Consider the following 25,041-nt stretch of genomic DNA (forward strand, 5'->3'; position numbering starts at 1 on the left):
CCGCCAATAACAAGGAAACTCCCGAATTGGAGGGTTGCGAACCAGTAATTTGGCTTCAATGATTGGAAGCAGCCGGTGTTGGTTAGTCTCAGTATTGTGCGGTGTTTGAAAACAGATTGAGCACAATGACACCAGCAATAATCAATCCCATGCCGAGTACTGCGGCAAGATCAAGCTTCTGGCCAAACACCAGCCAGCCGATCAGGGCCACGAGTGTAACACCGATCCCGGACCAGACCGCATAGGCAATACCGACGGGAATGCTCTTCAAGGTCATGGAGAGAAAGTAAAAGGCCAGACCGTAAGCGACGACAACGATCAGGGACGGCCCCAATCGTGTGAAACCATCTGATGCCTTGAGGCTGAGCGTTCCGATGACCTCGGACACGATGGCAATAGCGAGGATAGCATAAACCGGCATGTCACGCTCATGAGATGGATTGGAGAGAACGAATCACTGGATTGCGATGGTAGCATCGCATGAAAAATCCGGCGGGAGACCCGCCGGATGAGACGCTGCAAATCTGGAAAACGACTTGCGAAATTCTTGTAAAGCTTAACGCAGGCGCTTCGGACGCGCTTCAACCAGTTCGCCAGCCAGACGGCGATCAAGATATTCGGCACAATCTTCAATGAGTTCGTCGCCCTGTCCGGCGAAGAAGTGGTTCGCACCGGGGATCGTGGTCTGGGTGATTGTGATACCCTTCTGGGTCTTCAGTTTGTCCACCAGAGCCTGCACGTCCTTCGGTGGAGCAACCTTGTCCTGATCGCCATGGATGATGAGACCGGACGAAGGGCAGGGTGCCAGGAAGGAGAAATCGTAGGTGTTCGGCTGCGGCGCAACGGAAATAAAGCCTTCGATTTCCGGGCGACGCATCAGCAACTGCATCCCGATCCATGAACCGAACGAATAGCCGGCGACCCAGCATGTCTTGGAGTCAGGGTGAAGCGCCTGCACCCAGTCGAGTGCACTTGCAGCATCCGACAATTCACCTGCGCCATGGTCGAATTCACCCTGGCTGCGGCCTATGCCGCGGAAATTGAAGCGCAGCGTGGTGAAGCCGCGCTGCTGGAACATGTAGAAAAGATCATAAACGATCTTGTTGTTCATCGTTCCACCGAACTGCGGATGCGGATGAAGGATAAGCGCGATCGGAGCATTCTTTTCTTTGGAAGGCTGATAGCGACCTTCGAGGCGTCCGGCAGGACCGTTGAAAATAACTTCTGGCATGTGTACTCCGCTCGTAACGGGAAGACCGGACTGGGGCGACGAAACTTGACGTTGTTGGACGCCGCTTCTAGAACCGGTTTGAAATTTCGACAGACTGAAAGCGAGTTTCAGTTCCTATGGGGGCTTAATAGGCTTTTCTTGATTGAAAATTCAAGAAAATTGCGCTTCCAGAATTTTGTTTAGGAGATAGGTACGGTGAACGGGAGCGGCAAGAGGCTCTATCTGGATTATAATGCCAGTGCTCCGTTGCTTGATGCGGCACGGGATGCAGTCATCAATGCTCTTGGCATTACTGGCAATCCGTCCTCCGTGCATCGTGAAGGCCGCGCTGCGCGCGCCCTCATTGAAGCGGCACGCCGCAGCGTTGCAGCGCTCGTCAATGCCAGGCCAGACCATGTTTTCTTTACATCTGGAGCAACGGAAGCCGCATCGACGCTGCTGACACCCAATTACATGATGGGGCGTTCACCGGTCCGCCTGTCGCATCTTTATGTGAGTGACACGGAACACCCTTGCATGCTGTCCGGGGGGCAGTTTGCAGCGCAAGACATCAGCGTCCTGCCGGTTGATGGAAATGGCATTGTACAACTTGATGCCCTGAAAACAGTTCTCGCCAGTCACGACAAAAGCCAGGGTTTGCCACTCGTGGCCATACAGGCCGCCAACAATGAGACCGGCATCATCCAGCCGATTGCGGAAATTGCCACTATCGTGAAGGCTGCAGGCGGCATTTATATCGTCGACGCGGTTCAGGCGGCAGGGCGCATTAAATTAGATATTTCAGATAATTGTGGCGACTACCTCATCATCTCCTCGCACAAGATTGGTGGCCCGAAAGGCGTCGGTGCAATTATCGCCATTTCCGATCTCATGATGCCGCGCGCGCTTGTTCGCGGGGGCGGTCAGGAAAAGGGGCATAGAGCAGGAACGGAAGCTCTGCCGCTTATCGCGGGTTTCGGTGCTGCGGCTGATATTGCAAAGGCGCGACTGGACGATGATGGCTGGTCCCCGGCGATGCGGGACAAGTTGGAAGCCGGACTTGAGGCCATAGCCCCGGATGCGGTGATATACGGAAAGTCGGTTGGCAGATTGCCCAATACGACGTTCTTTTCCCTTGAGGAGCAGAAGGCGGAAACCGTGCAGATCGCCTTTGATCTCGGCGGAATTGCTCTTTCGGCAGGATCGGCTTGTTCATCTGGAAAAGTCGGCCCCAGCCATGTGCTGTCGGCCATGGGACATGGGGACAGTCTCGGAGCGATCCGCGTGTCGCTTGAGCCAACAGCAACGCCCGATCAAGTCGATGCGTTTCTCGGCGTGTTCCGCAAGATTATCGAGCGCCGTGCCAGGAAGGCATGATTGCAACTTAAAAATCGAGGCCGAGCTTCTTCTTTGCAGCGGCGATATAGCCTTCGTAGCGCGTTTTGAACTCTTCCCGCTTGGCGATGTCAGCGGCGATATCGTCGGAAGCGCTGGCGTTTGAAATATTGAACTTGTCGTGGGCGTCCTGAAAAAATTTCAGTTGCTCGATGGTGCGGCCCTCGTCATTCACCTGCTGTTCGAGAAACTTTACATAGTCCTGCAGATTTTGAGTGCTCATCATGGTCTCCCTTTCTTTTCGCTATCTATGTTCCTACATGCGCAGGGCAAGGGCAGGCATGATTCTGATCGACTGTCCGGTAATTCCAATTCTTTAAAGGAAATCAAGGCATCAAAGCCGGGACGTATCGACTGCAATCGCCGTTTCATCGGACTGTTTCATTAAGTTGATCGTTTTAATCGGCATTTTTAGGGGCAAATTTGAACCCGGTGCTTGAAATTCAGTTTAGAGAGGTTTTAAAGAAGGGCCACGCACACTATATTGAGGCGGTATTGTTCAAGACATATCACCTTGACGTTTGCAACTGTCGGGCCTTGACCCCGACGAGGATGGAGAACGCCAATGCCTGCAGTGCAGGAGACCATTGATCAGGTCCGCGGCCTTGACGTGGACCAGTACAAGTATGGCTTCGAGACGACGATCGAAGCCGAGAAGGCCCCCAAGGGCCTGAACGAAGATATCATTCGCTTCATTTCCGCCAAGAAGAACGAGCCGGAATGGATGCTAGAATGGCGTCTGAAAGCCTATGAACGCTGGCTCACAATGGAAGAGCCGACATGGGCGCGCGTCGATTACCCCAAGATCGATTTCCAGGACGCCTATTATTATGCGGCGCCGAAAAACCAGTCCGGTCCAAAATCGCTTGATGAAGTTGATCCGGAGCTGCTGAAGACCTACGAAAAGCTTGGCATTCCGCTGCGCGAGCAGGAAATCCTTGCTGGCGTTCGCAAGCAGGGCGAGCCGAGCGAAATCGATGGCAATCCTTCCGACAATGTCTATGCGTCCGGTCGCGTTGCCGTTGATGCCGTGTTCGACAGTGTGTCGGTGGTTACGACCTTCAAGGACGAACTTGCCAAAGCTGGCGTAATCTTCTGTTCGATTTCGGAAGCGATCCGCGAACATCCTGAACTGGTGCAGAAGTATCTGGCTTCTGTGGTTCCCGTGTCGGACAACTATTACGCGACGCTGAATTCGGCTGTGTTCACGGACGGTTCGTTTGTCTACGTTCCGAAGGGCGTTCGTTGCCCGATGGAGCTTTCGACCTATTTCCGCATCAACGAAAAGAATACTGGCCAGTTCGAACGTACGCTCATCATCGCTGATGAAGGCGCGTATGTTTCCTATCTGGAGGGGTGCACCGCACCGCAGCGCGATGAAAATCAGCTGCACGCGGCTGTCGTTGAGCTGATTGCGCTCGAAAACGCCGAAATCAAATATTCGACGGTCCAGAACTGGTTCCCCGGTGACAAGGACGGCAAGGGCGGCATCTACAACTTCGTTACGAAGCGTGGCGATTGCCGTGGCGATAATTCCAAGATTTCGTGGACGCAGGTTGAAACCGGCTCTGCGATCACCTGGAAATATCCGTCCTGTATTCTGCGTGGCGACAATTCGCGCGGCGAGTTCTATTCGATCGCTGTTTCGAACGGTCATCAGCAGATCGACTCGGGCACCAAGATGCTGCACCTCGGCAAGAACACGTCGAGCCGCATCATCTCCAAGGGTATCTCGGCCGGCAAGTCGAACAACACCTATCGCGGACAGGTTTCTGCCCATCGCAAGGCCGAAAATGCCCGTAACTTTACCCAGTGCGACTCGCTCCTGATCGGCAACGATTGCGGCGCGCATACGGTGCCGTATATCGAGGCGAAAAACGCCACGGCGCAGTTCGAACACGAGGCCACCACCTCCAAGATTTCGGAAGACCAGCTGTTCTATGTGATGCAGCGCGGCATTCCGGAAGAGGAGGCAATCGCTCTCATCGTCAATGGCTTCGTGAAGGAAGTCATTCAGGAACTGCCGATGGAATTCGCCGTTGAAGCCCAGAAGCTTATCGGCATTTCGCTTGAGGGTAGCGTCGGTTAACCGACGCGCTCCTTCCATCTCGCATCAGATTTTCTGGCCAGCCTTTTCCTGGCATTAGAACAAGGTTTACATTCATGCTTGAGATCAAGAACCTCCATGCAAAAATCGCCGACACGGATACCGAGATCATCCGCGGCCTGAACCTCACCGTGAACAAGGGTGAAGTTGCTGCGATCATGGGTCCGAACGGTTCGGGCAAGTCCACGCTTTCCTACATCCTCGCTGGCCGCGAAGATTATGAAGTGACGGAAGGCGACATTCTTTATAACGGCGAGTCGATCCTTGAGCTCGACCCGGCTGAACGCGCCGCCAAGGGCATCTTCCTCGCATTCCAGTATCCGATGGAAATTCCGGGCGTTGCCACGATGGAATTCCTGAAGGTCGCGATGAACAGCCAGCGCAAGGCGCGCGGGGAGCCGGAACTGAAAATCCCGGAATTCATCAAGCGCGTAAAGGACGCTGCCGGCAAGCTCAGCATCGACATGGATATGCTGAAGCGTCCGCTCAATGTCGGCTTTTCGGGCGGCGAGAAGAAGCGTGCCGAAATTCTTCAGATGCAGCTTCTGGAGCCGAGCCTCTGCGTCCTCGACGAAACCGACTCCGGTCTCGACATCGACGCGCTGAAGATCGTTTCGGAAGGCGTGAACGCGCTGCGTTCGCCGGATCGTGCCGTGATCGTCATCACCCACTATCAGCGTCTGCTCGAACACATCGTTCCAGATAGCGTGCACGTGCTTTACAAGGGTCAGGTCATCAAGTCCGGTGACAAGAACCTTGCGCTGCACCTTGAAGAAAATGGCTATGCCGATGTAATCGGCGAAGCTGCCTGAGGAGGGATGGATCATGAATATCCAGACCGCCCCGGCTGCCAAGCCGCGAACGCCGGCTGAAAGCGTGCTGATCGACAGTTTTGCCGACCGCATGGGCGACCTGCCGGGCAATGGCGATGTTGTCGTTGCACGTGATGCGGCGCTCGAAACACTCAAGGAAAACGGCATTCCGTCCCGCCGCGTCGAAAGCTGGCACTATACGGATTTCCGCACGCTTCTGAAGGGTGTGGCTCCATTCGACACTGCAGCCGGAACGCAGGTATTGCCTGCGCTCATCGCCGGTTCGTTTGTCGCTGCCGCAAGCAATGGCGTAGCTCTTGCCGCAAAAGCGCCTGAAGGCGTGTCGCTGACGCCTGTTCGCGAGGCATTGGCTGACGGTTCACTCGTCACCCAGCTTCGGTCGCGCGGCTTTGATGATACGATCGGCCAGATCAACGCTGCCTATGTCAGCGATGGCTGGATGGTTTCCATCGCCGATGACATCGAACTGGAAGCGCCACTGGAGCTTCAGAACATCCAGAAGGCCGGACAGGGACACACACGTTTTCCTGTTCGCATCGGTGCGAACGTCAAGGGCACCATCGTGGAGTGCCAGAATGGCGGCGAGGGCGATGCCTTTTCCACCTCTGTCAACCACGTGACCGTTGGCGACGGTGCTGAAATCCTCTGGATCATCCTGCGCGACTTCGGTCAGGCAACGCAGCTTTCGCAGTTCAATGCGACGATTGGCAAGGGCTCCAAGCTCACGCTCTATATCGTCAATGCGGGCGGCAAGCTGGTTCGTCAGGAAGTGCACGTCAATGTGACGGGTGAGGATTCCGACTTCGAGCTTCGTGGTCTTAATCTTCTGGCCGACGACACACACACCGATATCACCATGACGGTTGGCCATCTGGTGGAAAATACGCGTTCGACCCAGATCATTCGCAACGTGGTCAAGGACCGTGCGCGTGGCGTTTTCCAGGGCATGATCCGCGTTGCGCAGATCGCCCAGAAGACCGACGCCCGTATGGCCTGCAATACGCTGCTGCTTTCGGATGATGGTGAGTTCGATGCCAAGCCCGAACTCGAAATCTTTGCCGATGACGTGGCCTGTGGTCACGGTGCAACGGTTGCCGAATTGTCAAGGGACTATCTGTTTTATCTGATGGCCCGCGGCATTCCGGAAAACGAGGCACGTGGCCTGCTGATCAAGGCATTCATCGCCGAGATTATCGAAGAGCTGGAAGACGAAACGCTGGTTGAGGCACTGGAAGAAGTGCTGTCCAACTGGCTCGCCACCCACGCCTGATTGATTAAGGCAGAGTATGCAGGTGCACGCTCTGCCTTTTCCTGCCGAAACGGCAAGAGGAACGATCATGGACCAGAAGAATCCGCTTGTAGCACGCTATGACGTCGAAGCGATCCGCCGGGACTTTCCGATCCTTTCGAGAGAAGTACACGGCAAGCCGCTCGTCTATCTCGACAATGGTGCATCGGCGCAAAAGCCTCAGAGTGTCATCGACGCTGTGACGCACGCTTATTCCAACGAATATGCCAATGTTCATCGTGGCCTGCATTTTTTGTCGAATGCGGCAACGGATGCCTATGAAAAGTCGCGTGAAACGGTACGGCGCTTTCTGAATGCCGGTTCGGTGGACGAAATTGTCTTCACGAAAAACGCGACCGAAGCCATCAACACGGTCGCCTATGGTTATGGCATGTCGAATATCGGTGAGGGTGATGAAATCCTCTTGTCGATCATGGAGCATCACTCCAACATCGTGCCGTGGCATTTCATTCGCGAAAGGCAGGGCGCAAAGCTGGTCTTTACGCCGGTAGACGATGAAGGCATCTTCCATATCGAAGAATTCGAAAAACGTCTGACGGAGCGCACCAAGCTCGTCGCCATCACGCATATGTCGAATGCGCTGGGGACTGTTACGCCGATCAAGAAGATCGTGGAACTTGCCCATGCGCGCGGCATTCCGGTTTTGGTCGATGGCAGTCAGGGGGCTGTGCATCTGCCTGTCGACGTACAGGATCTTGGCTGCGACTGGTATGTCTTTACCGGCCACAAGGTTTACGGACCATCCGGCATAGGCGTCCTTTATGGCCGTTCGGAAATGCTTGAGAAGATGCGTCCTTTCCAGGGCGGCGGCGAAATGATTGAGGAAGTGACGGAAGAAAACGTCACCTATAACCATCCGCCCCATCGTTTTGAAGCGGGTACGCCGCCTATCGTTCAGGCCATCGGTCTTGGCGCTGCGCTTGAATATATGGAAAAGATCGGTCGTCATGCGATCCTCGCTCATGAGGAGGATTTACGTGATTATGCTCATGAGCAGCTTGGCCGGATCAACTCATTGCGTATTTTTGGCAATGCACCGGACAAGGGAGCGATCATCTCGTTTGCGCTTGAGGGAATTCATGCGCATGACGTATCGATGGTAATTGATCGGGCAGGGGTTGCGGTCCGCGCCGGAACACATTGCGCGCAGCCGCTCTTGAAACGCTTCGGCGTCACCTCTACATGCCGTGCATCCTTCGCCCTGTATAATACCCGTGCTGAAGTGGATGCATTGGCGGAAGCCTTGGAAAAGGCAAGGAAGTTTTTCGGATGACCGATATGGAACAGAAAGTTCAGGACAAAGCCGATACCGCGCCTGTCGAGGGCGGAGAAAAGGCCGAAGGCAATTCGGTATTTTCCGCTTCTGCCATCCCGCAGGAAGACCTCTTGCGCATGACGGACGACATTATCGCGGCCCTGAAGACGGTTTATGACCCGGAAATTCCGGCCGATATCTACGAGCTTGGCCTCGTCTACAAGATCGACATCGAAGATGATCGCACCGTGAAAATCGAAATGACTCTAACCGCTCCCGGCTGCCCGGTTGCAGGCGAGATGCCGGGCTGGGTTGAGAACGCAGTCAGCGCCGTTGAGGGTGTTTCCATGGTGGAGGTCACGATGACATTCGATCCGCCATGGACGCCGGACCGTATGTCCGAGGAGGCTCAGGTTGCCGTCGGCTGGTATTGAAATCTGACCGAAACAAAAAAATGCGGCTCTTTGGGCCGCATTTTTGATTCCGTAACGGGAAGCGCGCTAAAAGCCGGTCGTCTTCGCATAATGCAGGGGCCGCTTACCGCAACAGGCTTGAAGCAGCCCGACAATCCCTCCCAGCGCCATTGCGGATGAAATAAGGGCTTGTCCGCCGTTGAACGGGAGAGTGCAAATTGCGATCAGCAGCTTCCAAAAACGACTGAAAAACTTGAAAGGAACTTGCTTCATCGCCTGTTGCGGGTTTTCGTCGTATCGCAGCGCAAATTCAGTCGCATTATGATCCCGGTTCCTGCGGAAGTGGTAGGAGAGGCTTATCCTGCAACGAGGCACTGTCTCATAGACTATTGCATCCGGAGCCCAGCCTGTTTTCGCACCCAATCTCTTGGCTTTTAGCCAGAGATTCCAGTCTTCCCCACCAGTCAGCCCCAGTTGAGAATCGAATCGCAAGCCGGTTTTTCGGAAGAAATCGAGCTTGCCCAACCAGCTTCCGGTTGCCACTTTGATGGTATCGCCTCTGTTCTCTTGCCACTTCTTTCGGGCTCTTAGTTCGGCTTTGGTGCCGTTTCTTTCAACACCCGACCAGATCAATCTCTGCCAAAGATTCAATCGCCCTTCCAACGCCTGTGGTCTTACCGGTGATCCGACAATATCGAAATCCAAACGTTGTTGCTCTGCGAACAGTTGTTGCAACCAATCCGGCTTTGCCTGTTCATCATCATCGATAAAAACAAGAAAGTCAGCTCCGATCAGCTTTGCATAATCAAGCGCGCGATTGCGAGCACATGAAATACCGATGCTTGTTTCAAGTGAATAGGTTATGGGGCGCGAGCCGAGCTGAGTTGCGATTTCTTGAAGCCAGATGTCTGAGGTGCTGACCTGATTATTCTCTACAACCAGAAATTCAGCATCTACGTTACCTGGAAGGTACAGTTCGGAAAGTGATCGATAAAGACTTATCAGCATTTTTGGGCGATTGCGCGTAACAGTCGCAATAACAATCTTAAATCTTTTCATTTTAAAATCTTCAAATATATAATTTGTTAAAAAAGAAATTTGGAAAATACAGATAAATTAAAAACATATAATAATATAATATTTATTCTTGGTGTGAAGATGTCAAGAAAATTAAACTGCCTGCGGAGCAGGGCAGCGATCTCATCAGATACATAAGAAATACGTTAAATGATGCCAGCATATCATGTGTCAGCTGGAAAAGTGGTGCCCCCAGAGAGACTCGAACTCCCGACCCCCTGATTACAAATCAGGTGCTCTACCAACTGAGCTATAAGGGCACTTGCGCCCGATTAGCACAAATGCAGCGCGTGTAAAACGAAAATTCATCGCATGCAGGTCATGGCAACCGGGTTTTTCATGTGATAGCCAATAGCGGGTTGGGGAAACAGTGGCAAACTTGTCAGAGTTGGGCCAGATTCGGGACTGTAAATATGGAAGATAAATCGCTCGCGCTTCATTTTCTGTCATCGGGAACCGAAGAATCACTTGTCGCCCAGAAAGAGCTCGTCGCTCGATATGGCCATGTGGCTGCCGAAGATGCTGATATCATCGTCGCGCTTGGCGGCGATGGAACCATGCTTCAGGCGCTTCGCGATTTCATGAACAGCGGCACGCCGATCTATGGCATGAACCGCGGCTCTGTCGGGTTCCTGATGAATGAGTTCAGCGTGGACGATCTGCCGGAACGTATTCTGGCTGCGCAAATGGAAACCATTCGCCCGCTTGTGATGGTCGCAGAAACGGAATCGGGACAATCTTTCGAGGCTTTGGCCATCAACGAAGTTTCCCTTTTCCGCCAGTCTTATCAGGCCGCCAAGATCAAGATAACGATTGACGGCAAGGTGCGGTTGAACGAACTCGTTTGCGATGGTGTCATGGTCGCGACGCCAGCAGGTTCCACTGCCTATAATCTTTCGGCGCAAGGCCCCATTCTGCCGCTTGAAGCGCCGCTATTGGCGCTGACCCCGGTAAGCCCCTTCCGTCCGCGTCGCTGGGGCGGGGCGCTTCTACCCAAGCACGTGACCGTTCGCATGGATTTGCTGGAAACCGAAAAACGCCCGGTCAATGCGGTCGCTGACAATAACGAAGTCAAGTCGGTGAAGTCTGTAACCGTGCGGGAGGCGCCGAACAGCCAGGTAGCCATCCTCTTTGACCGAAATCATTCCTGGGACGAGCGCATCCTGACAGAACAGTTCAGGCATTAGTTTTGGCAGATAAGTGGTGCATCGGTTCAGCTAGGCAAATGCTCTTTAGCTTTTGATAATTTGAATAAATTTGTTCCAGTTCCGCATTGATTTCGATTGTTGCAGCACAATCGAAGCAATTTGATATCTTTCGATGGTATTTTAGTTGACTTTTGCACGCTGTGGACGTACGCGATGCTGCAAGAAAACGCATATTGCGTTGCAGACGCCTTATTCTGCCTTGGTTCCTGCGCCCGATGACGCGGCTGCAATGACAGGATGGGTGGAAATCATTTCCAAACCAGAGAGCTGCGCCTCCATTGACGACATTTGCCGAACTCGGTCTTTCCCCGAAAGTGCTCGCTGCTGTAGAAGCGGCGGGATATTCTGCGCCCACACCTATTCAGGCAGGAGCCATTCCTCCAGCCCTTGAACGCAAGGACGTTCTCGGTATCGCGCAGACGGGAACCGGAAAGACTGCGTCTTTCGTGCTTCCGATGCTCACGCTTCTGGAAAAGGGCCGGGCGCGGGCGCGCATGCCGCGTACGCTCATTCTGGAGCCAACCCGCGAACTCGCAGCGCAGGTCGAGGAAAATTTCGTCAAATACGGTGTGAACCATCGGCTGAACGTAGCCCTTCTGATTGGCGGCGTGTCGTTCGATGAACAGGAACGCAAGCTGGAACGTGGTGCCGATGTTCTCATCGCCACGCCCGGTCGCCTGCTCGATCATTTCGAACGCGGCAAGCTGCTCCTGACTGGTGTTGAAATTCTCGTCATCGACGAGGCCGACCGTATGCTCGACATGGGTTTCATCCCCGACATCGAGCGCATCTGCAAGCTCATTCCGTTTACGCGTCAAACGCTTTTCTTCTCGGCTACCATGCCGCCGGAAATCACCAAGCTGACCGAACAGTTCCTGCATTCGCCAACGCGCATTGAAGTTGCAAAAGCTTCATCCACGGCCAAAACTGTAACCCAGCGTCTGGTGAAGTCCAGCAAGAAGGATTGGGACAAGCGCGCGGTTCTGCGCGATCTCATCCGTGCGGAAGGCGACACGCTCAAGAACGCGATCATCTTCTGTAATCGCAAGAAAGATGTATCCGAACTATTCCGCTCGCTGACGCGACACGAGTTCAATGCCGGTGCCTTGCATGGCGATATGGATCAGCGCGCGCGCATGACCATGCTGGCGAACTTCAAGGAAGGCAAGCTGCAGTTGCTGGTGGCGTCCGATGTTGCTGCACGCGGTCTCGACATTCCCGATGTGAGCCACGTTTTCAATTTCGACATTCCGATTCATTCGGAAGATTATGTTCATCGCATTGGCCGTACCGGTCGCGCTGGACGTTCCGGCAAGGCATTCACGATCGTGACGCCCTCCGATACGAAGTATCTTGCAGCTATCGAGAATATGATCGGCGAAAAGATCGAATGGCTCGACGGTGATCTGTCGACGCTGCCTGCCGTTGACGAGGCAGACGATCAGCGCAAGGGCAAGAATGCTCGTGGCAAAGGCAAGGATGCCAAGGGCAAGGACAAGCCAAAAGACAAGCCGAAGGCAAAGCCTGTCGAAGTTCTCGATCCTGCCGAACAGCCGCAGCCAGTCATCGAAGCCAGCGAGCGCCGCGATGCGATCCGCGCTTCCAATGATGAGCGCCGCGGCAAGCCGCAGCATGAGCAGAAGCGTCGTCGTGATCGTGACGATGACGGCCCGACGCCTGTAGGTTTCGGCAACGATATTCCTGCCTTCATGTTGATTCCAACGGGAATCTGACGGAAGCAATAGGGAAACGGATCAATCGGCTGCAGGCTAGCGCTTCGCAGCCGATTTCTTTTTTGGCTTGGTTTTCTCGCTCCGCAGGGCTGCATCATAGGCAAGGCGGGCCCAGTGCGTCATCACTTCCGGATCGTCGAACGCTTCGCTTGGCACACTCCAGTAAGGCATGGCAATTGGATCACCACCCTTACGACCTTCATAGGTCCATTGGGTGGCGCCTGCGTCAATGAAATCCGGGATGGTTACTTCGTCAGCTTTTAAGAGTAACTCGTCGCGGACGACGAGTGCAAAGATCAGGCCTTGGTGATAGATGCCCTTGCCGCCAAACATGCGGCGGATGCTGATGGGGCCGAAGTCCTGCAACAAATCGCGAAGAGCTTCGTCATCCATCGGCGAGCACCTTGTCCTGGATCAGGCCGCGCCTTGCATCTGGCGAAGGCTTTCCGGCGAGGCGGCTTTGATTTCTACGGATTCGCCGCAACCACAAGCCGATGTCTGGTTCGGATTGTTGAAGACAAAACCCGTGCGCAGCGTCGTCACTTCGAAATCCATTTGGGTGCCGAGCAGGAACAGAACGGCTTCGGGCGCGATGAAAACCTTTGCGTCGTCTTTCTCGATCACATCGTCGCCTGCTTTGGCTTCGGTGACGAGATCGATGGTATATTCCATCCCGGCGCAACCGCCTTTTTTTACGCCCACGCGGATACCAAGAGCGCCGTCCCGTGATGCGATGATCTCGCGAACGCGATCAGCTGCCTTGTCAGTTAGCGTCATGACTGCGAAACGGCCCATTTTCTCTCTTCCGGTATCGTGCTGGCATATGGACGAAGAATCGTCCAATCATGTCGCAACAGGCTGAGTTTCCTCTGCGTCTGCCACGTTTTCACTATAGTTAGTGTTGTAACATCATTACTGCAATACACCAAATCGGGAGCGTCACTGAAGCGTTCCACAATAAGTTTGCTAGGAAGAGGAGAAGCGAATGTCGAATGACCGGATGAAACCTCTGATGCTGGCTGCTGTGATCGGCGTTCTGAGCACGGGGCTGGCAGGCTTTTCGGCTGGAATTGCCCTGGCGCAAAATCCGCCGAAGGCCGCGCCCGAAGAAACACCCAGAAACGTTGAGGAAAAGCACGATAAAGCTGCCAAGCCGGTTGAGGAAACCAAACCTTCCGAGCAGACCCAGGATGCAGCCGGAGGCGTAACGGTCCCGGACTATCGTGATGATCGCTCCACACCGCAGGCGCTGATCGAATCCTATTACAATGCAATCAATCGCAAGGAATATACCCGAGCCTATGGCTATTATTCCGAGGAGGGGCGGGAGCCCGACTTCAATACCTTCATAAAGGGCTATGAGAACACCAAGAGCGTAAAGGTGGCGCTGCGCAAGACCGATCCGGACCCCGGCGCAGGCCAGATCTACTGGAGCCAGCCGCTAGCCATCGAAGCTGAAACGACAGATGGCAAAAAGGAAGTCTTTACAGGCTGCTACACGATCCATCTCACAAATCCCGGCATGCAGGAGGAACCGCCTTTCAAGCCGATGCAGATTATGACGGGGTCGTTGACCAAGTCGCCGCTGGAGCTGGAAAAGAGCGTTCCGGAGACTTGCGAAGCGCCATAAAAGAATTGGCAGATTGGCTCTTGACCTTACCACGATGGGAAGCCCCATCTTATGTTCAGTCCTGAAAGGAGTGACTGAATTGATGAAGTTTTCCATTCCCAAGATGAAGTGTGGCGGTTGCGCCGATAGCGTTACCGTCGCGCTGCGCAAGCTTGATGCAACGGCACCAATCGAAATCGATCTCGACAGGAAAGAGGTCGAATTCGGCGGCAATGTTTCGCAGGACGCCGTTCTTTCCGCACTGGCTGCAGCCGGTTATCCGGCATCGAACGCTCAATAATGTGATTTCAGGGGCGCTTGTTTCAAAGTGCTGCGAACGATAGAGCCCATCCCGAAAAGCGTAAACGGTTTCGGGCAGGCCGTGTGTCAAAACAGACACCGAGATGCCGGGAAGCGGAAGCTTTCCGGCATTTCCATATCCAGATGCTGGTAACAAGAAGCGGGTATCAGTGAGCATAAATGCCGCAAATGCTGTGTTTCATTGACTGGACCCGTGATTTTTGCCACATCAACGGCAAATCTCGTTTATGGTGCTCCTGGTGCGTCAAGAAAGAAGCGCGGGGCTCCAATGGCATGAAACATCGCATTCCGCGACAAGGAAGGGTTTAGGGCTATGGCAGCCGATTTCCAGGATCTTCGCACAAAGATGGTCGACAACCAGATTCGCACGACGGACGTAACCGATCTGGCGGTTATCGATGCTTTCCTGACCGTTCCGCGCGAGGCTTTCGTTCCCGCCGCCCGTCAGGTTCTGGCCTATATCGACGAAGACCAGCTTCTTGAAAGCGAAGGCAAGCAGCCGCGCTACATCATGGAACCTTCGCCTTTCGCCAAACTCGTGCAGCTTGCACGCATCAAGAATACCGACGTCGTTCTCGATGTTGGCTGCGGTACCGGATATTCGGCAGCCATCCTTTCCAAGCTCGCTGGTTCGGTGATCGGTCTGGAAAGTGATTCCGTATTGTCGGCTGCTGCGACGGCCCGTCTCGCTGAATTGGGCTATGACAATGTTGTGATCGTTTCAGGTGAACTGCAGGCAGGCTATCCGTCCGAAGCACCCTATGATGTGATCGTCATTGAGGGCGCGGTCGATTTTGTTCCGGACGCACTTCTCGGCCAGTTGAAGGATGGCGGACGCTTGGTCGCCGTCGAGGGCCGCGGGAATGCTGGCGTTGCGCGGATTTACGTTAAAGAAAATGGTGTTGCATCGGGACGCGGTGTGTTCAACACTGCGGTTCGTCCGCTGCCGGGATTCGAGCGCGTTGCGCAGTTCGAATTTTAATTTTAGCGGATGATACAATTCTGCAACGCTGCGGAATTTGTTTGTGCAAGCTCTGGCGGGGGCAATGGAAATAACCGAATTTAGAGGTTATTAGGATTTGCCCGAACCGATCGGTTCGATAGTTGGATTCGTTTGTTCTTAATATGAGGTACCCGGTGTTCAAAACGTGCAAAGGACTGGTAGCGGCCGCAGCATTGTTGTCTGGCACCATTTTAACGGGGCAGGCGGCGTTCTCGGAGACGTTAACCGGCGCTCTCGTGAAGGCCTACAAGAACAATGCTAACCTGAACTACTCCCGCGCTGGCGTCCGCGTTACGGATGAAGGCGTGGCCATTGCCAAATCCGGTTATCGTCCGCAGATTACCGGTTCTTATAACGTAGGGCATGGCAAGACACCTTCAAGTCGGGGGTATCGTACGACGGGTACGTTCGGCATCGAGCTGAACCAGATGCTGTTCGATGGGTTTCAAACCAAGAACAATGTCGCCGCCGCAGAAACGCAGGTCTTCGCCCAGCGTGAAAACCTCCGCAACGAAGAGCAGAACCGACTCTACGAGGCGGTAACCGCTTATATGGATGTCTACCAGTCTCGCCAGATCGCGGTTCTGCGTGAGCGCAACCTTGCAGCACTGAACGAACAGGTTCGCGCTGCTCGCGCTCGCCTCGATGTCGGTGAGGGCACCCGTACGGACGTTGCACAAGCAGACGCCAGCCGTTCGACCGCAGTTGCTGCGCTGAATTCTGCTCGCGCTGACGTCAAATCGGCAGAAGCAACCTATGTGCAGGTGATCGGCGTTCAGCCGGACAAGCTTGCAACTGCAGCGGCGGCAAAGAACCTGCCGAGCTCGCCTAATCAGGCCTTCTCTATTGCGACGGCCGGACATCCAGGCATTCTCGCCACGCAGTACGCCGTCAATGCCGCTGGATATAATGTGAAGGCCCAGGAAGGCGCTTTGCTTCCGTCCGTCGGTCTCACAGCAAGCGCCAGCCGCCTCGATACTTACTCCGGTGAAGGCGGTTCGCAGACAGACGGCAACTCGGCTTCCATCGGCGTTGGTGTCAGCATTCCGATCTATACTGGTGGACGTACGTCGGCTCAGGTTCGTCAGTCCAAGGAACAGCTCGGTCAGGCCCGCATCGAAGTCGATGTCGTCCGCGATCAGGTTCGTCAGGCAATCGGATCGGCTTGGTCGCAGCTCGAAGCTGCCCGTGCGTCGGTCAAGGCAAATCGCGATGGTATTTCCGCTGCACAGCTTGCTCTCGATGGCGTCATCGAAGAGCGCAAAGTTGGACAGCGCACGACACTCGACGTCTTGAATGCGCAGAACGATCTTATCACGGCGCAGATCGCTCTGGTCGAATCCGAACGCAACGTCGTTGTTGCCAGCTACGCTCTTCTGAATGCCACCGGTCGCATGACCGCCAGCCAGATGGGCTTGCAGGTTGCGGAGTACAAGCCGGAAGAACATTACAAGGCCGTCAAGGACAAGTGGTTCGGCCTGCGCACGCCGGACGGTCGTTGATTGTTCGCCATTGTATGAGACTTGAAAAGGCACCTTCGGGTGCCTTTTATTTTGCTGCCGATTCGATATTTGTTGGCGCTGTCAATTCTTAACAAATCCATAAAGCTGTGAGTTTGAACCGTTGCGCCTTGGCCGGGGATTCTCAAACGGGGGATCGTCCGCTACCCTTAATCCATTGATTCTCTGTCTTTTGCAGACAATGTCGCAATACAGGAAAGCGGATAGTAGCCATGGCACAGACATCCAGCGCAGCACGTGAACCGTCGATGGAAGAGATTCTCGCTTCCATCCGCAGGATCATTGAAGATAGCGATGTCACCCGCCAGCCAGCACCGGTCGCGGCGGCATCTCCAGTTCGTGGAGAGGTTGCGGAATTCCGTCGCCCAGTCACCGAGCAGCCCGTTGCCCAGCCTGAAAAGCCAGCAATGATGCGCAATGTGTTCCAGGAAGAGCCGATATTGCGCGGCCCTATCAGCGAGCCGTCACAGGTAGCGCCTGAACCGGAAATCGAAGCCGATGACGAGGACGAAGTCATCCTGGATGCCGGGAACGACGATCATTCCCACGCCAGGGCTACTTCACTCCTGGAGCAGTCAGATGAGGCGGATATATCGCTGGATGAAATCGACCTTTCCGTCGAAGCCGGGATTGCCGAAGCAGTTGACGAACTGCTCGAACCTGAACTTGATGCAGAAATGGAACTGGAACCTGCTGCCGCCGAGCCGGAGGCTTCGGCTCAGCCCGAGACCATAGCGCCGATTGCGGAGCCCGTTGCAAAGATGCAACCCGCTGCCCATATGTTGTCCCAGATCGCCGAACGTCAGGTCGCAGCGGCATTTCAGGACTTGAATCACGCAGTTCGGGCCGAACCGCGCCGTTCGTTTGACGATATAGCAGCGGAACTTCTGCGCCCGATGTTGCAGGACTGGCTCGACAATAATCTGCCGACACTTGTTGAGCGGCTTGTTCGGGAAGAAATCGAGCGCGTGGTTCGCGGCGAACGATAAGCGGCATAAGCCGATCTGTTGAAGTGTTACCCGTCTGTGCAACAGGCGGGTTTTCACTTTTAAAGTGGCCGCAGGGGGGCACAATCACTTTTAAAGTGATTTGTCTGCTGTTAGTTGCTATTGAGCCTTCAATCCATTCATCGCGCATAAAGACCGGATAATTCCATGCTTGAGAAGACCTATGACGCCGCGGCGATAGAGCCGAAAATTGCTGAACGCTGGGAAGAAGCGGGTGCATTCAAGGCGGGTGCGGGCGCGAAGCCGGGAGCTGATCCGTTCGCTGTGGTCATTCCGCCGCCGAACGTTACCGGATCGCTGCATATGGGCCACGCGCTCAACAACACGATCCAGGACATCATGGTTCGGTTCGAGCGCATGCGCGGCAAGAATGTGCTGTGGCAGCCAGGCATGGACCATGCGGGCATTGCAACGCAGATGGTTGTCGAGCGCCAGCTGGCTGAACGGCAGGAACCAAACCGTCATGCCATGGGCCGTGAGAAGTTCATCGAACGGATCTGGCAGTGGAAGGCTGAATCCGGCGGCATGATTTCCAACCAGCTCCGCCGTCTTGGTGCCTCGTGCGACTGGTCGCGCGAGCGCTTCACCATGGACGAAGGGCTGTCGCGCGCGGTTCTGGAAGTTTTCGTTTCGCTCTACAAGCAGAATCTCATCTATCGCGACAAGCGCCTGGTCAACTGGGACCCGAAGCTGCTGACGGCGATTTCCGATATCGAGGTCGAGTCGCGTGAAACGAAAGGCCATCTCTGGCATTTCCGTTATCCGCTTGAAAATGTCCCGTTCGATCCGGAAAACCCGCATACCTATATCGTCGTTGCGACGACCCGTCCGGAAACCATGCTGGGCGATACAGGTGTTGCGGTCAATCCGAAGGATGAACGCTACCACGCTCTGGTTGGAAATGACGTCGTGCTGCCGCTTGTCGGTCGCCATATTCCGATTGTTGCCGATGATTATGCTGATCCGGAAGCCGGTTCCGGCGCCGTCAAGATCACGCCTGCGCATGACTTCAACGATTTCGAGGTCGGCAAGCGCAATGATCTGCGCGCCATCAATATTCTGACGCCTGCGGCGGCAGTTACCCTCAAGGACAATAATGATTTCCTCGAAGGTCTCCAGCTGACGCCGGAGCTCAAAGCGCTTATCGCCGAGCTGGACGGTCAGGATCGCTTTGCTGTTCGCAAGCGCATCGTCGAATTGATGGACGAACGCGGCTACTTGGAAAAGATCGAGGATCATACGCATGCCGTTCCGCATGGTGATCGCGGCGGCGTTCCGATCGAACCTTATCTGACCGACCAGTGGTATGTAAACGCTGCCGAACTTGCCAAGCCTGCAATGGCGGCTGTTCGCAACGGTACCACGCAGATCGTCCCGAAGAACTGGGAAAAGACATATTTCGACTGGATGGAAAACATTCAGCCGTGGTGTGTCTCGCGCCAGCTCTGGTGGGGACACCAGATTCCGGCCTGGTACGGCCCGGATGGCAAATGCTTCGTCGAAAAGAGCGAAGAGGAAGCAAAGGCTTCCGCACGCGCTCACTATGGCGAAGATGTTGTACTGGAGCGTGATACCGACGTTCTGGACACATGGTTCTCATCGGCACTATGGCCGTTTTCGACGCTCGGCTGGCCGGACAAGACGCCGGAACTTGCAACCTATTATCCAACCAGCGTTCTGGTTACGGGTTTCGACATTCTGTTCTTCTGGGTTGCCCGCATGATGATGATGGGCCTCCATTTCATGGAGGAGATCCCGTTCCACACGGTCTACCTGCATGCTCTGGTTCGCGACAAGCACGGCGCGAAAATGTCGAAGTCAAAGGGCAACGTCATCGATCCGCTGGAGCTGATGGATGAATATGGCGCCGACGCGCTGCGGTTCACCCTTGCAATCATGGCTGCACAGGGCCGCGACGTTAAGCTCGATCCGGCGCGTATTGCGGGTTATCGCAATTTCGGCACCAAACTCTGGAACGCGACACGCTTTGCCCAGATGAATGGCGTGAAACTCGACGCCGGTTTCAAGCCGGAAAACGCCAAGCTTGCCGTCAATCGCTGGATTCTGACGGAGCTGACCAAGGCAACGCACGCTGTCACGGAAGGCATCGACGCCTACCGCTTCAACGAAGCTGCAGGCGCTGGCTACCGCTTTGTCTGGAACCAGTTCTGCGATTGGTATCTGGAATTGCTGAAGCCGATATTCATGGGCGACGATGAGGCTGCGAAGGCTGAAGCTCAGGCTACGGCAGCCTATTGCCTCGATCAGATCTACAAGCTCCTGCATCCCTTCATGCCTTTCATGACGGAAGAGCTCTGGACCTTGACCGCAGGCGAGGGGCAGAAGCGCGATACGGTGCTGGCGCTTGCAGCCTGGCCGGAACTGTCGTTCGAGGACGAGGAAGCAGCGGCCGATATCAACTGGCTGGTTGATCTCGTCACCGGAATTCGTTCAGTTCGCGCAGAAATGAACGTTCCGGCAAGTGCAATTGCTCCGGTTGTCGTGCTGGATGCCAATGCGGCAAGCGTTGATCGTTTTGCCCGTCACGATGCAGCGATCAAACGTCTTGCACGCGTCGAGAGTGTTTCGTTTGAAGCGCAGGCGCCCAAGGGTTCGGCACAGATGCTGCTGGGTGAGGCGACCATTTGTATCCCGCTCGGCAATTTGATCGACCTCAAGGCCGAATCTGCACGCCTCGCCAAGGAAGCTGGCAAGATTGCCGCCGAAATGGACCGTATCGAGAAGAAGCTCTCCAACGAGAAATTCGTTGCGAATGCGCGCGAAGAAGTCGTTGAAGCAGAACGCGAGCGACTGGTTGAGCTGAAGGAAGCCGCGCAGCGAGTGGCGACAGCAGAGTCACGCATCCGTGATGCAGGCTGAATTGACCTAACGTAAGAAAACGATTCTTGCTCGAATCAGACACCCGGCAGTGCATTTCACTGCCGGGTGTTTTTCTGCGCAGTAGGTGAATTTTGGAGCGTTTCAACCGCCGGAGCAGTTGATCGAACTGCTGTTTCGATTGTTTTTGAGCAATGTTGCGCTTTCGCAACAAGGCGAAAAAGAGGCCGAAAATTGGCCGATTTACGCATATTTTGCCATGTGCTTGGTCTAATTTTACTAATGAAACGACGATATAATCGATGTTTTAGTCATTTTTGACAGATGCGTCGAAAGTTCGAGTGCACTAATCCAAATTAATGCGACTTGCGGCCTGAATCCTTCCTGATTTACGTTTTCGTCAACGTTAATCCGTTGCTGTGTGGGAGGACATTTATGAGTGTACAGCGCGTGAAAATGGCAGGAATGGTCGCAGCTCTCCTCGGAAGCGCGGTTGCTGCCAATGCAGGTGGCTTCGAGCGTAGCTCGCAGGATTTTGATATTCTTTTCGAGAAGGGGACTGCCGTCGAAGCTGGCGCGACGGTTGTTATGCCTCAGCGCAAACTAAAAAATATTCGCGCAAATCCAGGTGTTCCGACGTCACCGGTCATCCCTTACGGATCGGATAAAGGGCAGCCTTGGTCAACTTCTGTCGACGAAGCGAAAACCTATTGGGTGCCAAAGGTATCTGCCAAGTTTGATTTGACCGACGATCTGGCCTGTGCGGCCCAGTACCGCGAGCCATGGGGCATCGAGACCGATGTGGGTGTCAACACGCTTCGCGCGTTCACTGCAATCGAGCAGAAAATTTCGTCACGCGACTTTGGCCTGAACTGTTCATATCGGTTTGCCGTCAGCGAAAAATCCTACTTCAGAATTCTGGGTGGCGTCAGCTATCAGGAACTGAAGGGCTATCAGACCCGTTTGATCCCACCAACAACTCCATTCAAGGGTAATTTCCGCGTCGCGACACTTGATGTGGAAGATGGTTCGGTTGGCTGGCGTCTGGGCGCGGCCTATGAAATTCCTGAATATGCCATGCGGGCATCTCTCGTCTATCAGTCTGAGGTCAAGTACAATCTCGACGGCACGATCAGCAATCTCATGCTGAATCCGCTCACAGGACAGGGCATCCCCTTGAATGTGACCAGTGATATCGCTGCTCCTCAGTCAGTCGAATTCAAGTTCCAGACCGGTATTGCACCTGATTGGCTCGCTTTCGGTTCCGTTAAATGGACAGACTGGAAGAGCATTCAGCAGGCAACCTTCGTTTCTAACGGCAATCGTGGTTTGCGGGATGGCGAAAAGGTCACTTCACTCGATCTGTACTACCAGGATGGCTGGACGGTTTCCGGCGGTGTCGGTCACAAGTTCAACGAACAATGGTCGGGTGCGGCAACTGTAACCTGGGATCGCGGCACCAGCACTGGCTGGACCTCTCAGACCGATGTTTGGCTGTTCGGTTTGGGCGCGAACTACAAGCCGAATGACGTTGTCGACGTACGTTTGGCTGGCGCTATCGGTTGGCTCGGTTCGGGTGAGTTGAGGGATTCGATCACCACCGGCGATTTCGGTAACGATCTGGTCAGCGCCCTTTCGCTCACTGCGAAGGTCAAGTTCTAAGCTCGACATACAAGACATGAAAAAGCCCGGCATTGCCGGGCTTTTTTTGTTGGCAATAGCTTGTCTCAGGACTGTTCAAGTCGGGCAAGCAAGGAAGATGTGTCCCAGCGGTTGCCGCCGATCTTCTGCACTTCCTTGTAGAACTGGTCCACCAGTGCCGTAACCGGCAAAAGCGCGCCATTGCGGTCGGCTTCCTCAAGGCAGATGCCAAGGTCCTTGCGCATCCAGTCAACGGCAAAGCCGAAATCATATTTGCCCTGATTCATGGTGCCGGACCGGTTTTCCATCTGCCAAGAGCCAGCCGCGCCTTTCGAGATCACCGAAATCAGTTTTTCGATGTCGAGGCCGGCTTTCTTGCCGAAGTGAATACCTTCGGCCAGCCCTTGAACGAGACCGGCGATGCAAATCTGGTTGACCATCTTGGAAAGCTGGCCAGAGCCGACTGGCCCCATGAGGCCAACCATGCGCGCATAAGCATCGATAATTGGCCGGGCACGCTCAAACACGGCTTTCGGTGCGCCAACCATGACAGTCAGCACACCGTTCTCAGCGCCAGCCTGCCCGCCGGAGACGGGGGCGTCGATGAAATGGAAACCGAGCTTTTGCGCTTCGGCATCCAGTTCGCGAGCGACTTCCGCAGATGCGGTCGTGTTGTCGATGAAAATAGCGTCCTTCTTCATGGTTGAGAAGGCGCCATCCGGGCCGATGGTCACAGAACGGAGATCGTCGTCATTGCCAACGCAGGCGAAGACAAAGTCTGCATCGCGCACGGCTTCGGCAGGTGTCGCGGCAAAGCTGCCACCGAATTCCTTGGCCCATTTTTCGGCCTTTGCCGTCGTGCGGTTATAAACCGTGACATCGTGACCGCCCTTGTTCTTGAGGTGAGCTGCCATGGGATAACCCATGACACCCAGGCCCAGAAAGGCGACTTTAGCGGGTGTCGTCATTCGTTCATTCCTCTGGATAATTCTGGAAATCAGGTGAGAGGCGTCATAACGGCCGCCTGATAGGCTGGGCGCTGCTTGAGACGGCCATACCAGTCTTCAAGGTGCGGAAGAGAAGGGCGCTCAATCGGAAACTCAAACCAGGCATAGGCATAGCATCCGGTGGGAATATCACCGATGCCGAAGTTCTCGCCCGAAAACCACGGCGCTTCCTTCAAGCCTTCATTGGCAATCTGCATCGATTGCGCAAGACCCTGGAGACTTTGTTCCAGAAGGACTGGATCGCGTTCGGCTTCTGGCAATCGTATCAGGTGTTTCATCACGTTGCTGAAATTGGTGTAGAAGGATGAGGACGCCCAATCCATCCACTTTTCGGCCTGCGCACGTTTGGCCGGGTCTTCGATCCACAGCGTCCCCTTGCCGTAAGCTGCTGCAAGATAACGCGTGATAGTGTTGGATTCCCACAGCACCGTGTCGCCATCTTCCAGCAAGGGGATCAGCCCATTCGGATTACGGGCGAGATAGGCCGGGTCTTTCAGTCCGCCGAACTGGCCACCGACATTGATCTGTTCATAGTCGAGATTGAGTTCGCGCGCTGTCCAGAGCGCCTTCTTCACATTTGTGGAATTGATACGACCCCAGATTTTCAGCATGACTCAACCTGTTACCTTACTGTTGGAAGCTGCATTCTAAACAGATCGCCCCCGGAAGCTGCAAGGCTGCCGGGGGCGATATTTTGGTTTTATGCCGGTTTAGTGATCTCTAACGAATGAGATGGCGGGTCAGCCTTCGTTCGAGGAAATCCCAAACGTGCCGCAGGCATTCAACGATCAGCAAATAGATGACCGCAGCCCAGAGATAAGTTTGGAAGTCGAATGTCCGAGAATAGGCACGGCGCGTTTCACCCATCAGATCAAGCACGGTGATGATAGCCACAATAGCCGAACCCTTGATCATCAGGATGATTTCATTGCCGTAAGGACGCAATGCCACGATAAGTGCCTGCGGAAGAATAACCTTCCAGAAGGTTACGCGCTTGGAAATACCAAGTGCCGCAGCGCCTTCCCATTGGCCCAGCGCCACGCTCTGGATAGCGCCGCGCAGGATTTCAGCCTGATAGGCCGCCGTGTTGAGCGAAAACGCCAGAATGGCGCAATTCCACGCATCACGGAAAAACACCCAGAGCCCGATGCTTTCAAGAAACGGACGGAAAGTGCCAAAGCCGTAATAGATAAGGAATGTCTGCGCCAGCAGCGGCGTACCGCGGAAGAAATAGACATAGCCGAAAGCTATTCCGCGCAGCCATCGATTATTGGACATGCGCGCAGCCGTGATCGGCAGCGAGAGCAGGGCGCCTATGACAATCGATACGGCAACCAGTTTCAGCGTTATCAGAAGCCCGGACCAGTAGCGTGGCCCATAGGTTTCAAACAGATCGATACGCCACGCATTGTAGAGATAGATCGCAAGGCCAGCGAACAGAAGAAACCAGAGAGCGACGATGATATGGCCGGCAACGCGCATCCGCGTCCATTGCCTGACCACTGGCGGCGGAGCCATAGCGGGAATAGTCGTATTGGAGACCGTCTGGCTCATA

The 25,041-nt window shown here is 54.6% G+C and carries 24 protein-coding genes and 1 tRNA gene; 15 read left to right on the top strand and 10 right to left on the bottom strand.

Annotated features, from left to right (window positions below; all coding sequences use genetic code 11):
* Nucleotides 1-88: 88 nt before the first annotated feature.
* Together F9K94_RS01920 and F9K94_RS01925 are read right to left on the bottom strand one after the other, a co-directional pair.
* Nucleotides 89-421 carry a DMT family transporter gene (locus F9K94_RS01920; protein WP_151643328.1) on the bottom strand — a complete coding sequence of 111 codons (333 nt, stop codon included), beginning with the start codon at nucleotides 419-421 and terminating at the stop codon, nucleotides 89-91.
* 135 nt (nucleotides 422-556) lie between these two features.
* A complete protein-coding gene (locus F9K94_RS01925) occupies nucleotides 557-1,231 on the bottom strand; it encodes an alpha/beta hydrolase (protein ID WP_061346388.1) in 675 nt (224 codons plus the stop codon).
* Between the two features lie 195 nt (nucleotides 1,232-1,426).
* Between F9K94_RS01925 and F9K94_RS01930 the strand changes: the two genes are divergently transcribed.
* Complete coding sequence (locus F9K94_RS01930) at nucleotides 1,427-2,587, top strand: cysteine desulfurase family protein (RefSeq protein WP_151643330.1); 1,161 nt, start codon at nucleotides 1,427-1,429, stop codon at nucleotides 2,585-2,587.
* 7 nt (nucleotides 2,588-2,594) lie between these two features.
* On the opposite strand, the gene F9K94_RS01935 is transcribed toward F9K94_RS01930, so the two are convergent.
* Nucleotides 2,595-2,828, bottom strand: a complete 234-nt coding sequence (locus F9K94_RS01935; RefSeq protein WP_151643331.1) for a hypothetical protein — start codon at nucleotides 2,826-2,828, stop codon at nucleotides 2,595-2,597.
* A gap of 342 nt (nucleotides 2,829-3,170) precedes the next feature.
* Here F9K94_RS01935 and sufB point away from each other — a divergent pair, with 342 nt between their 5' ends.
* The 5 genes from sufB (at nucleotide 3,171) to F9K94_RS01960 (ending at nucleotide 8,543) form a co-directional block, all read left to right on the top strand.
* A complete protein-coding gene (gene sufB, locus F9K94_RS01940; protein WP_061346386.1) occupies nucleotides 3,171-4,694 on the top strand; it encodes a Fe-S cluster assembly protein SufB in 1,524 nt (507 codons plus the stop codon).
* A 74-nt stretch (nucleotides 4,695-4,768) separates the two neighbouring features.
* Entirely contained in the window at nucleotides 4,769-5,524 is a 756-nt protein-coding gene (sufC, locus tag F9K94_RS01945) for a Fe-S cluster assembly ATPase SufC (RefSeq protein ID WP_012092132.1), read from the top strand.
* A 13-nt stretch (nucleotides 5,525-5,537) separates the two neighbouring features.
* Nucleotides 5,538-6,815, top strand: a complete 1,278-nt coding sequence (gene sufD, locus F9K94_RS01950) for a Fe-S cluster assembly protein SufD (RefSeq protein ID WP_151643333.1) — start codon at nucleotides 5,538-5,540, stop codon at nucleotides 6,813-6,815.
* A 67-nt stretch (nucleotides 6,816-6,882) separates the two neighbouring features.
* The gene (locus F9K94_RS01955; protein ID WP_151643335.1) at nucleotides 6,883-8,127 is read left to right on the top strand and encodes a cysteine desulfurase; all 1,245 of its coding nucleotides are present in this window, start codon (nucleotides 6,883-6,885) and stop codon (nucleotides 8,125-8,127) included.
* On the top strand, nucleotides 8,124-8,543 hold the full coding sequence (locus tag F9K94_RS01960; protein WP_010661287.1) for an SUF system Fe-S cluster assembly protein: 420 nt from the start codon (nucleotides 8,124-8,126) through the stop codon (nucleotides 8,541-8,543). Before F9K94_RS01955 ends, F9K94_RS01960 begins: the two co-directional genes overlap by 4 nt.
* 66 nt (nucleotides 8,544-8,609) lie before the next feature.
* On the opposite strand, the gene F9K94_RS01965 is transcribed toward F9K94_RS01960, so the two are convergent.
* On the bottom strand, nucleotides 8,610-9,581 hold the full coding sequence (locus F9K94_RS01965; RefSeq protein ID WP_151643337.1) for a glycosyltransferase family 2 protein: 972 nt from the start codon (nucleotides 9,579-9,581) through the stop codon (nucleotides 8,610-8,612).
* Between the two features lie 202 nt (nucleotides 9,582-9,783).
* A tRNA-Thr gene (locus tag F9K94_RS01970) sits at nucleotides 9,784-9,859 on the bottom strand.
* 153 nt (nucleotides 9,860-10,012) lie between these two features.
* Between F9K94_RS01970 and F9K94_RS01975 the strand changes: the two genes are divergently transcribed.
* Both F9K94_RS01975 and F9K94_RS01980 read left to right on the top strand, forming a co-directional pair.
* On the top strand, nucleotides 10,013-10,786 hold the full coding sequence (locus tag F9K94_RS01975; protein WP_061346383.1) for an NAD kinase: 774 nt from the start codon (nucleotides 10,013-10,015) through the stop codon (nucleotides 10,784-10,786).
* A 299-nt stretch (nucleotides 10,787-11,085) separates the two neighbouring features.
* On the top strand, nucleotides 11,086-12,540 hold the full coding sequence (locus tag F9K94_RS01980; RefSeq protein ID WP_061346382.1) for a DEAD/DEAH box helicase: 1,455 nt from the start codon (nucleotides 11,086-11,088) through the stop codon (nucleotides 12,538-12,540).
* 36 nt (nucleotides 12,541-12,576) lie between these two features.
* On the opposite strand, the gene F9K94_RS01985 is transcribed toward F9K94_RS01980, so the two are convergent.
* The gene (locus F9K94_RS01985; protein WP_061346381.1) at nucleotides 12,577-12,933 is read right to left on the bottom strand and encodes a TfoX/Sxy family protein; all 357 of its coding nucleotides are present in this window, start codon (nucleotides 12,931-12,933) and stop codon (nucleotides 12,577-12,579) included.
* Nucleotides 12,934-12,954: 21 nt separating this feature from the next.
* Complete coding sequence (sufA, locus tag F9K94_RS01990) at nucleotides 12,955-13,335, bottom strand: Fe-S cluster assembly scaffold SufA (protein ID WP_109988210.1); 381 nt, start codon at nucleotides 13,333-13,335, stop codon at nucleotides 12,955-12,957.
* A gap of 190 nt (nucleotides 13,336-13,525) precedes the next feature.
* Between sufA and F9K94_RS01995 the strand changes: the two genes are divergently transcribed.
* The 7 genes from F9K94_RS01995 to F9K94_RS02025 all read left to right on the top strand — a co-directional run bounded on the left by F9K94_RS01995 (nucleotide 13,526) and on the right by F9K94_RS02025 (nucleotide 22,500).
* Nucleotides 13,526-14,170, top strand: coding sequence for a hypothetical protein (locus F9K94_RS01995; RefSeq protein ID WP_151643339.1), 645 nt, complete (start codon nucleotides 13,526-13,528; stop codon nucleotides 14,168-14,170).
* A 79-nt stretch (nucleotides 14,171-14,249) separates the two neighbouring features.
* Nucleotides 14,250-14,450, top strand: a complete 201-nt coding sequence (locus F9K94_RS02000; RefSeq protein ID WP_151643341.1) for a heavy-metal-associated domain-containing protein — start codon at nucleotides 14,250-14,252, stop codon at nucleotides 14,448-14,450.
* A gap of 333 nt (nucleotides 14,451-14,783) precedes the next feature.
* Nucleotides 14,784-15,452 carry a protein-L-isoaspartate O-methyltransferase family protein gene (locus F9K94_RS02005; protein ID WP_061346377.1) on the top strand — a complete coding sequence of 223 codons (669 nt, stop codon included), beginning with the start codon at nucleotides 14,784-14,786 and terminating at the stop codon, nucleotides 15,450-15,452.
* Between the two features lie 143 nt (nucleotides 15,453-15,595).
* A complete protein-coding gene (locus F9K94_RS02010; protein ID WP_151643343.1) occupies nucleotides 15,596-16,975 on the top strand; it encodes a TolC family outer membrane protein in 1,380 nt (459 codons plus the stop codon).
* A 230-nt stretch (nucleotides 16,976-17,205) separates the two neighbouring features.
* Nucleotides 17,206-17,982 (top strand): PopZ family protein, encoded by a 777-nt coding sequence (locus tag F9K94_RS02015; protein ID WP_151643345.1) that lies wholly within the window; start codon nucleotides 17,206-17,208, stop codon nucleotides 17,980-17,982.
* A gap of 165 nt (nucleotides 17,983-18,147) precedes the next feature.
* Entirely contained in the window at nucleotides 18,148-20,880 is a 2,733-nt protein-coding gene (locus tag F9K94_RS02020) for a valine--tRNA ligase (RefSeq protein WP_151643347.1), read from the top strand.
* A 546-nt stretch (nucleotides 20,881-21,426) separates the two neighbouring features.
* Entirely contained in the window at nucleotides 21,427-22,500 is a 1,074-nt protein-coding gene (locus tag F9K94_RS02025) for an OmpP1/FadL family transporter (RefSeq protein ID WP_268906952.1), read from the top strand.
* 65 nt (nucleotides 22,501-22,565) lie between these two features.
* Here F9K94_RS02025 and F9K94_RS02030 read toward each other — a convergent pair whose 3' ends face one another.
* The 3 genes from F9K94_RS02030 to F9K94_RS02040 form a co-directional block, all read right to left on the bottom strand.
* Nucleotides 22,566-23,447, bottom strand: coding sequence for an NAD(P)-dependent oxidoreductase (locus F9K94_RS02030; protein WP_151643351.1), 882 nt, complete (start codon nucleotides 23,445-23,447; stop codon nucleotides 22,566-22,568).
* A gap of 29 nt (nucleotides 23,448-23,476) precedes the next feature.
* The gene (locus tag F9K94_RS02035; protein WP_151643353.1) at nucleotides 23,477-24,097 is read right to left on the bottom strand and encodes a glutathione S-transferase family protein; all 621 of its coding nucleotides are present in this window, start codon (nucleotides 24,095-24,097) and stop codon (nucleotides 23,477-23,479) included.
* A gap of 109 nt (nucleotides 24,098-24,206) precedes the next feature.
* Nucleotides 24,207-25,040, bottom strand: coding sequence for an ABC transporter permease (locus F9K94_RS02040; RefSeq protein WP_151643355.1), 834 nt, complete (start codon nucleotides 25,038-25,040; stop codon nucleotides 24,207-24,209).
* Between the last annotated feature and the right edge of the window lies 1 nt (nucleotide 25,041).

Source organism: Brucella tritici (genome assembly GCF_008932285.1).
GTDB classification, from domain to species: Bacteria; Pseudomonadota; Alphaproteobacteria; order Rhizobiales; family Rhizobiaceae; genus Brucella; species Brucella tritici.

What these genes read in the sequence shown, in the direction of transcription:
- F9K94_RS01920 (WP_151643328.1), bottom strand. Translation starts at nt 421, where the DNA reads ATGCCGGTTTATGCTATCCTCGCTATTGCCATCGTGTCCGAGGTCATC.
- F9K94_RS01925 (WP_061346388.1), bottom strand. Translation starts at nt 1,231, where the DNA reads ATGCCAGAAGTTATTTTCAACGGTCCTGCCGGACGCCTCGAAGGTCGC.
- F9K94_RS01935 (WP_151643331.1), bottom strand. Translation starts at nt 2,828, where the DNA reads ATGAGCACTCAAAATCTGCAGGACTATGTAAAGTTTCTCGAACAGCAG.
- sufB (WP_061346386.1), top strand. Translation starts at nt 3,171, where the DNA reads ATGCCTGCAGTGCAGGAGACCATTGATCAGGTCCGCGGCCTTGACGTG.
- sufC (WP_012092132.1), top strand. Translation starts at nt 4,769, where the DNA reads ATGCTTGAGATCAAGAACCTCCATGCAAAAATCGCCGACACGGATACC.
- sufD (WP_151643333.1), top strand. Translation starts at nt 5,538, where the DNA reads ATGAATATCCAGACCGCCCCGGCTGCCAAGCCGCGAACGCCGGCTGAA.
- F9K94_RS01955 (WP_151643335.1), top strand. Translation starts at nt 6,883, where the DNA reads ATGGACCAGAAGAATCCGCTTGTAGCACGCTATGACGTCGAAGCGATC.
- F9K94_RS01960 (WP_010661287.1), top strand. Translation starts at nt 8,124, where the DNA reads ATGACCGATATGGAACAGAAAGTTCAGGACAAAGCCGATACCGCGCCT.
- F9K94_RS01965 (WP_151643337.1), bottom strand. Translation starts at nt 9,581, where the DNA reads ATGAAAAGATTTAAGATTGTTATTGCGACTGTTACGCGCAATCGCCCA.
- F9K94_RS01975 (WP_061346383.1), top strand. Translation starts at nt 10,013, where the DNA reads ATGGAAGATAAATCGCTCGCGCTTCATTTTCTGTCATCGGGAACCGAA.
- F9K94_RS01985 (WP_061346381.1), bottom strand. Translation starts at nt 12,933, where the DNA reads ATGGATGACGAAGCTCTTCGCGATTTGTTGCAGGACTTCGGCCCCATC.
- sufA (WP_109988210.1), bottom strand. Translation starts at nt 13,335, where the DNA reads ATGGGCCGTTTCGCAGTCATGACGCTAACTGACAAGGCAGCTGATCGC.
- F9K94_RS01995 (WP_151643339.1), top strand. Translation starts at nt 13,526, where the DNA reads ATGTCGAATGACCGGATGAAACCTCTGATGCTGGCTGCTGTGATCGGC.
- F9K94_RS02005 (WP_061346377.1), top strand. Translation starts at nt 14,784, where the DNA reads ATGGCAGCCGATTTCCAGGATCTTCGCACAAAGATGGTCGACAACCAG.
- F9K94_RS02010 (WP_151643343.1), top strand. Translation starts at nt 15,596, where the DNA reads ATGAGGTACCCGGTGTTCAAAACGTGCAAAGGACTGGTAGCGGCCGCA.
- F9K94_RS02015 (WP_151643345.1), top strand. Translation starts at nt 17,206, where the DNA reads ATGGCACAGACATCCAGCGCAGCACGTGAACCGTCGATGGAAGAGATT.
- F9K94_RS02020 (WP_151643347.1), top strand. Translation starts at nt 18,148, where the DNA reads ATGCTTGAGAAGACCTATGACGCCGCGGCGATAGAGCCGAAAATTGCT.
- F9K94_RS02025 (WP_268906952.1), top strand. Translation starts at nt 21,427, where the DNA reads ATGCCTCAGCGCAAACTAAAAAATATTCGCGCAAATCCAGGTGTTCCG.
- F9K94_RS02030 (WP_151643351.1), bottom strand. Translation starts at nt 23,447, where the DNA reads ATGACGACACCCGCTAAAGTCGCCTTTCTGGGCCTGGGTGTCATGGGT.
- F9K94_RS02035 (WP_151643353.1), bottom strand. Translation starts at nt 24,097, where the DNA reads ATGCTGAAAATCTGGGGTCGTATCAATTCCACAAATGTGAAGAAGGCG.
- F9K94_RS02040 (WP_151643355.1), bottom strand. Translation starts at nt 25,040, where the DNA reads ATGAGCCAGACGGTCTCCAATACGACTATTCCCGCTATGGCTCCGCCG.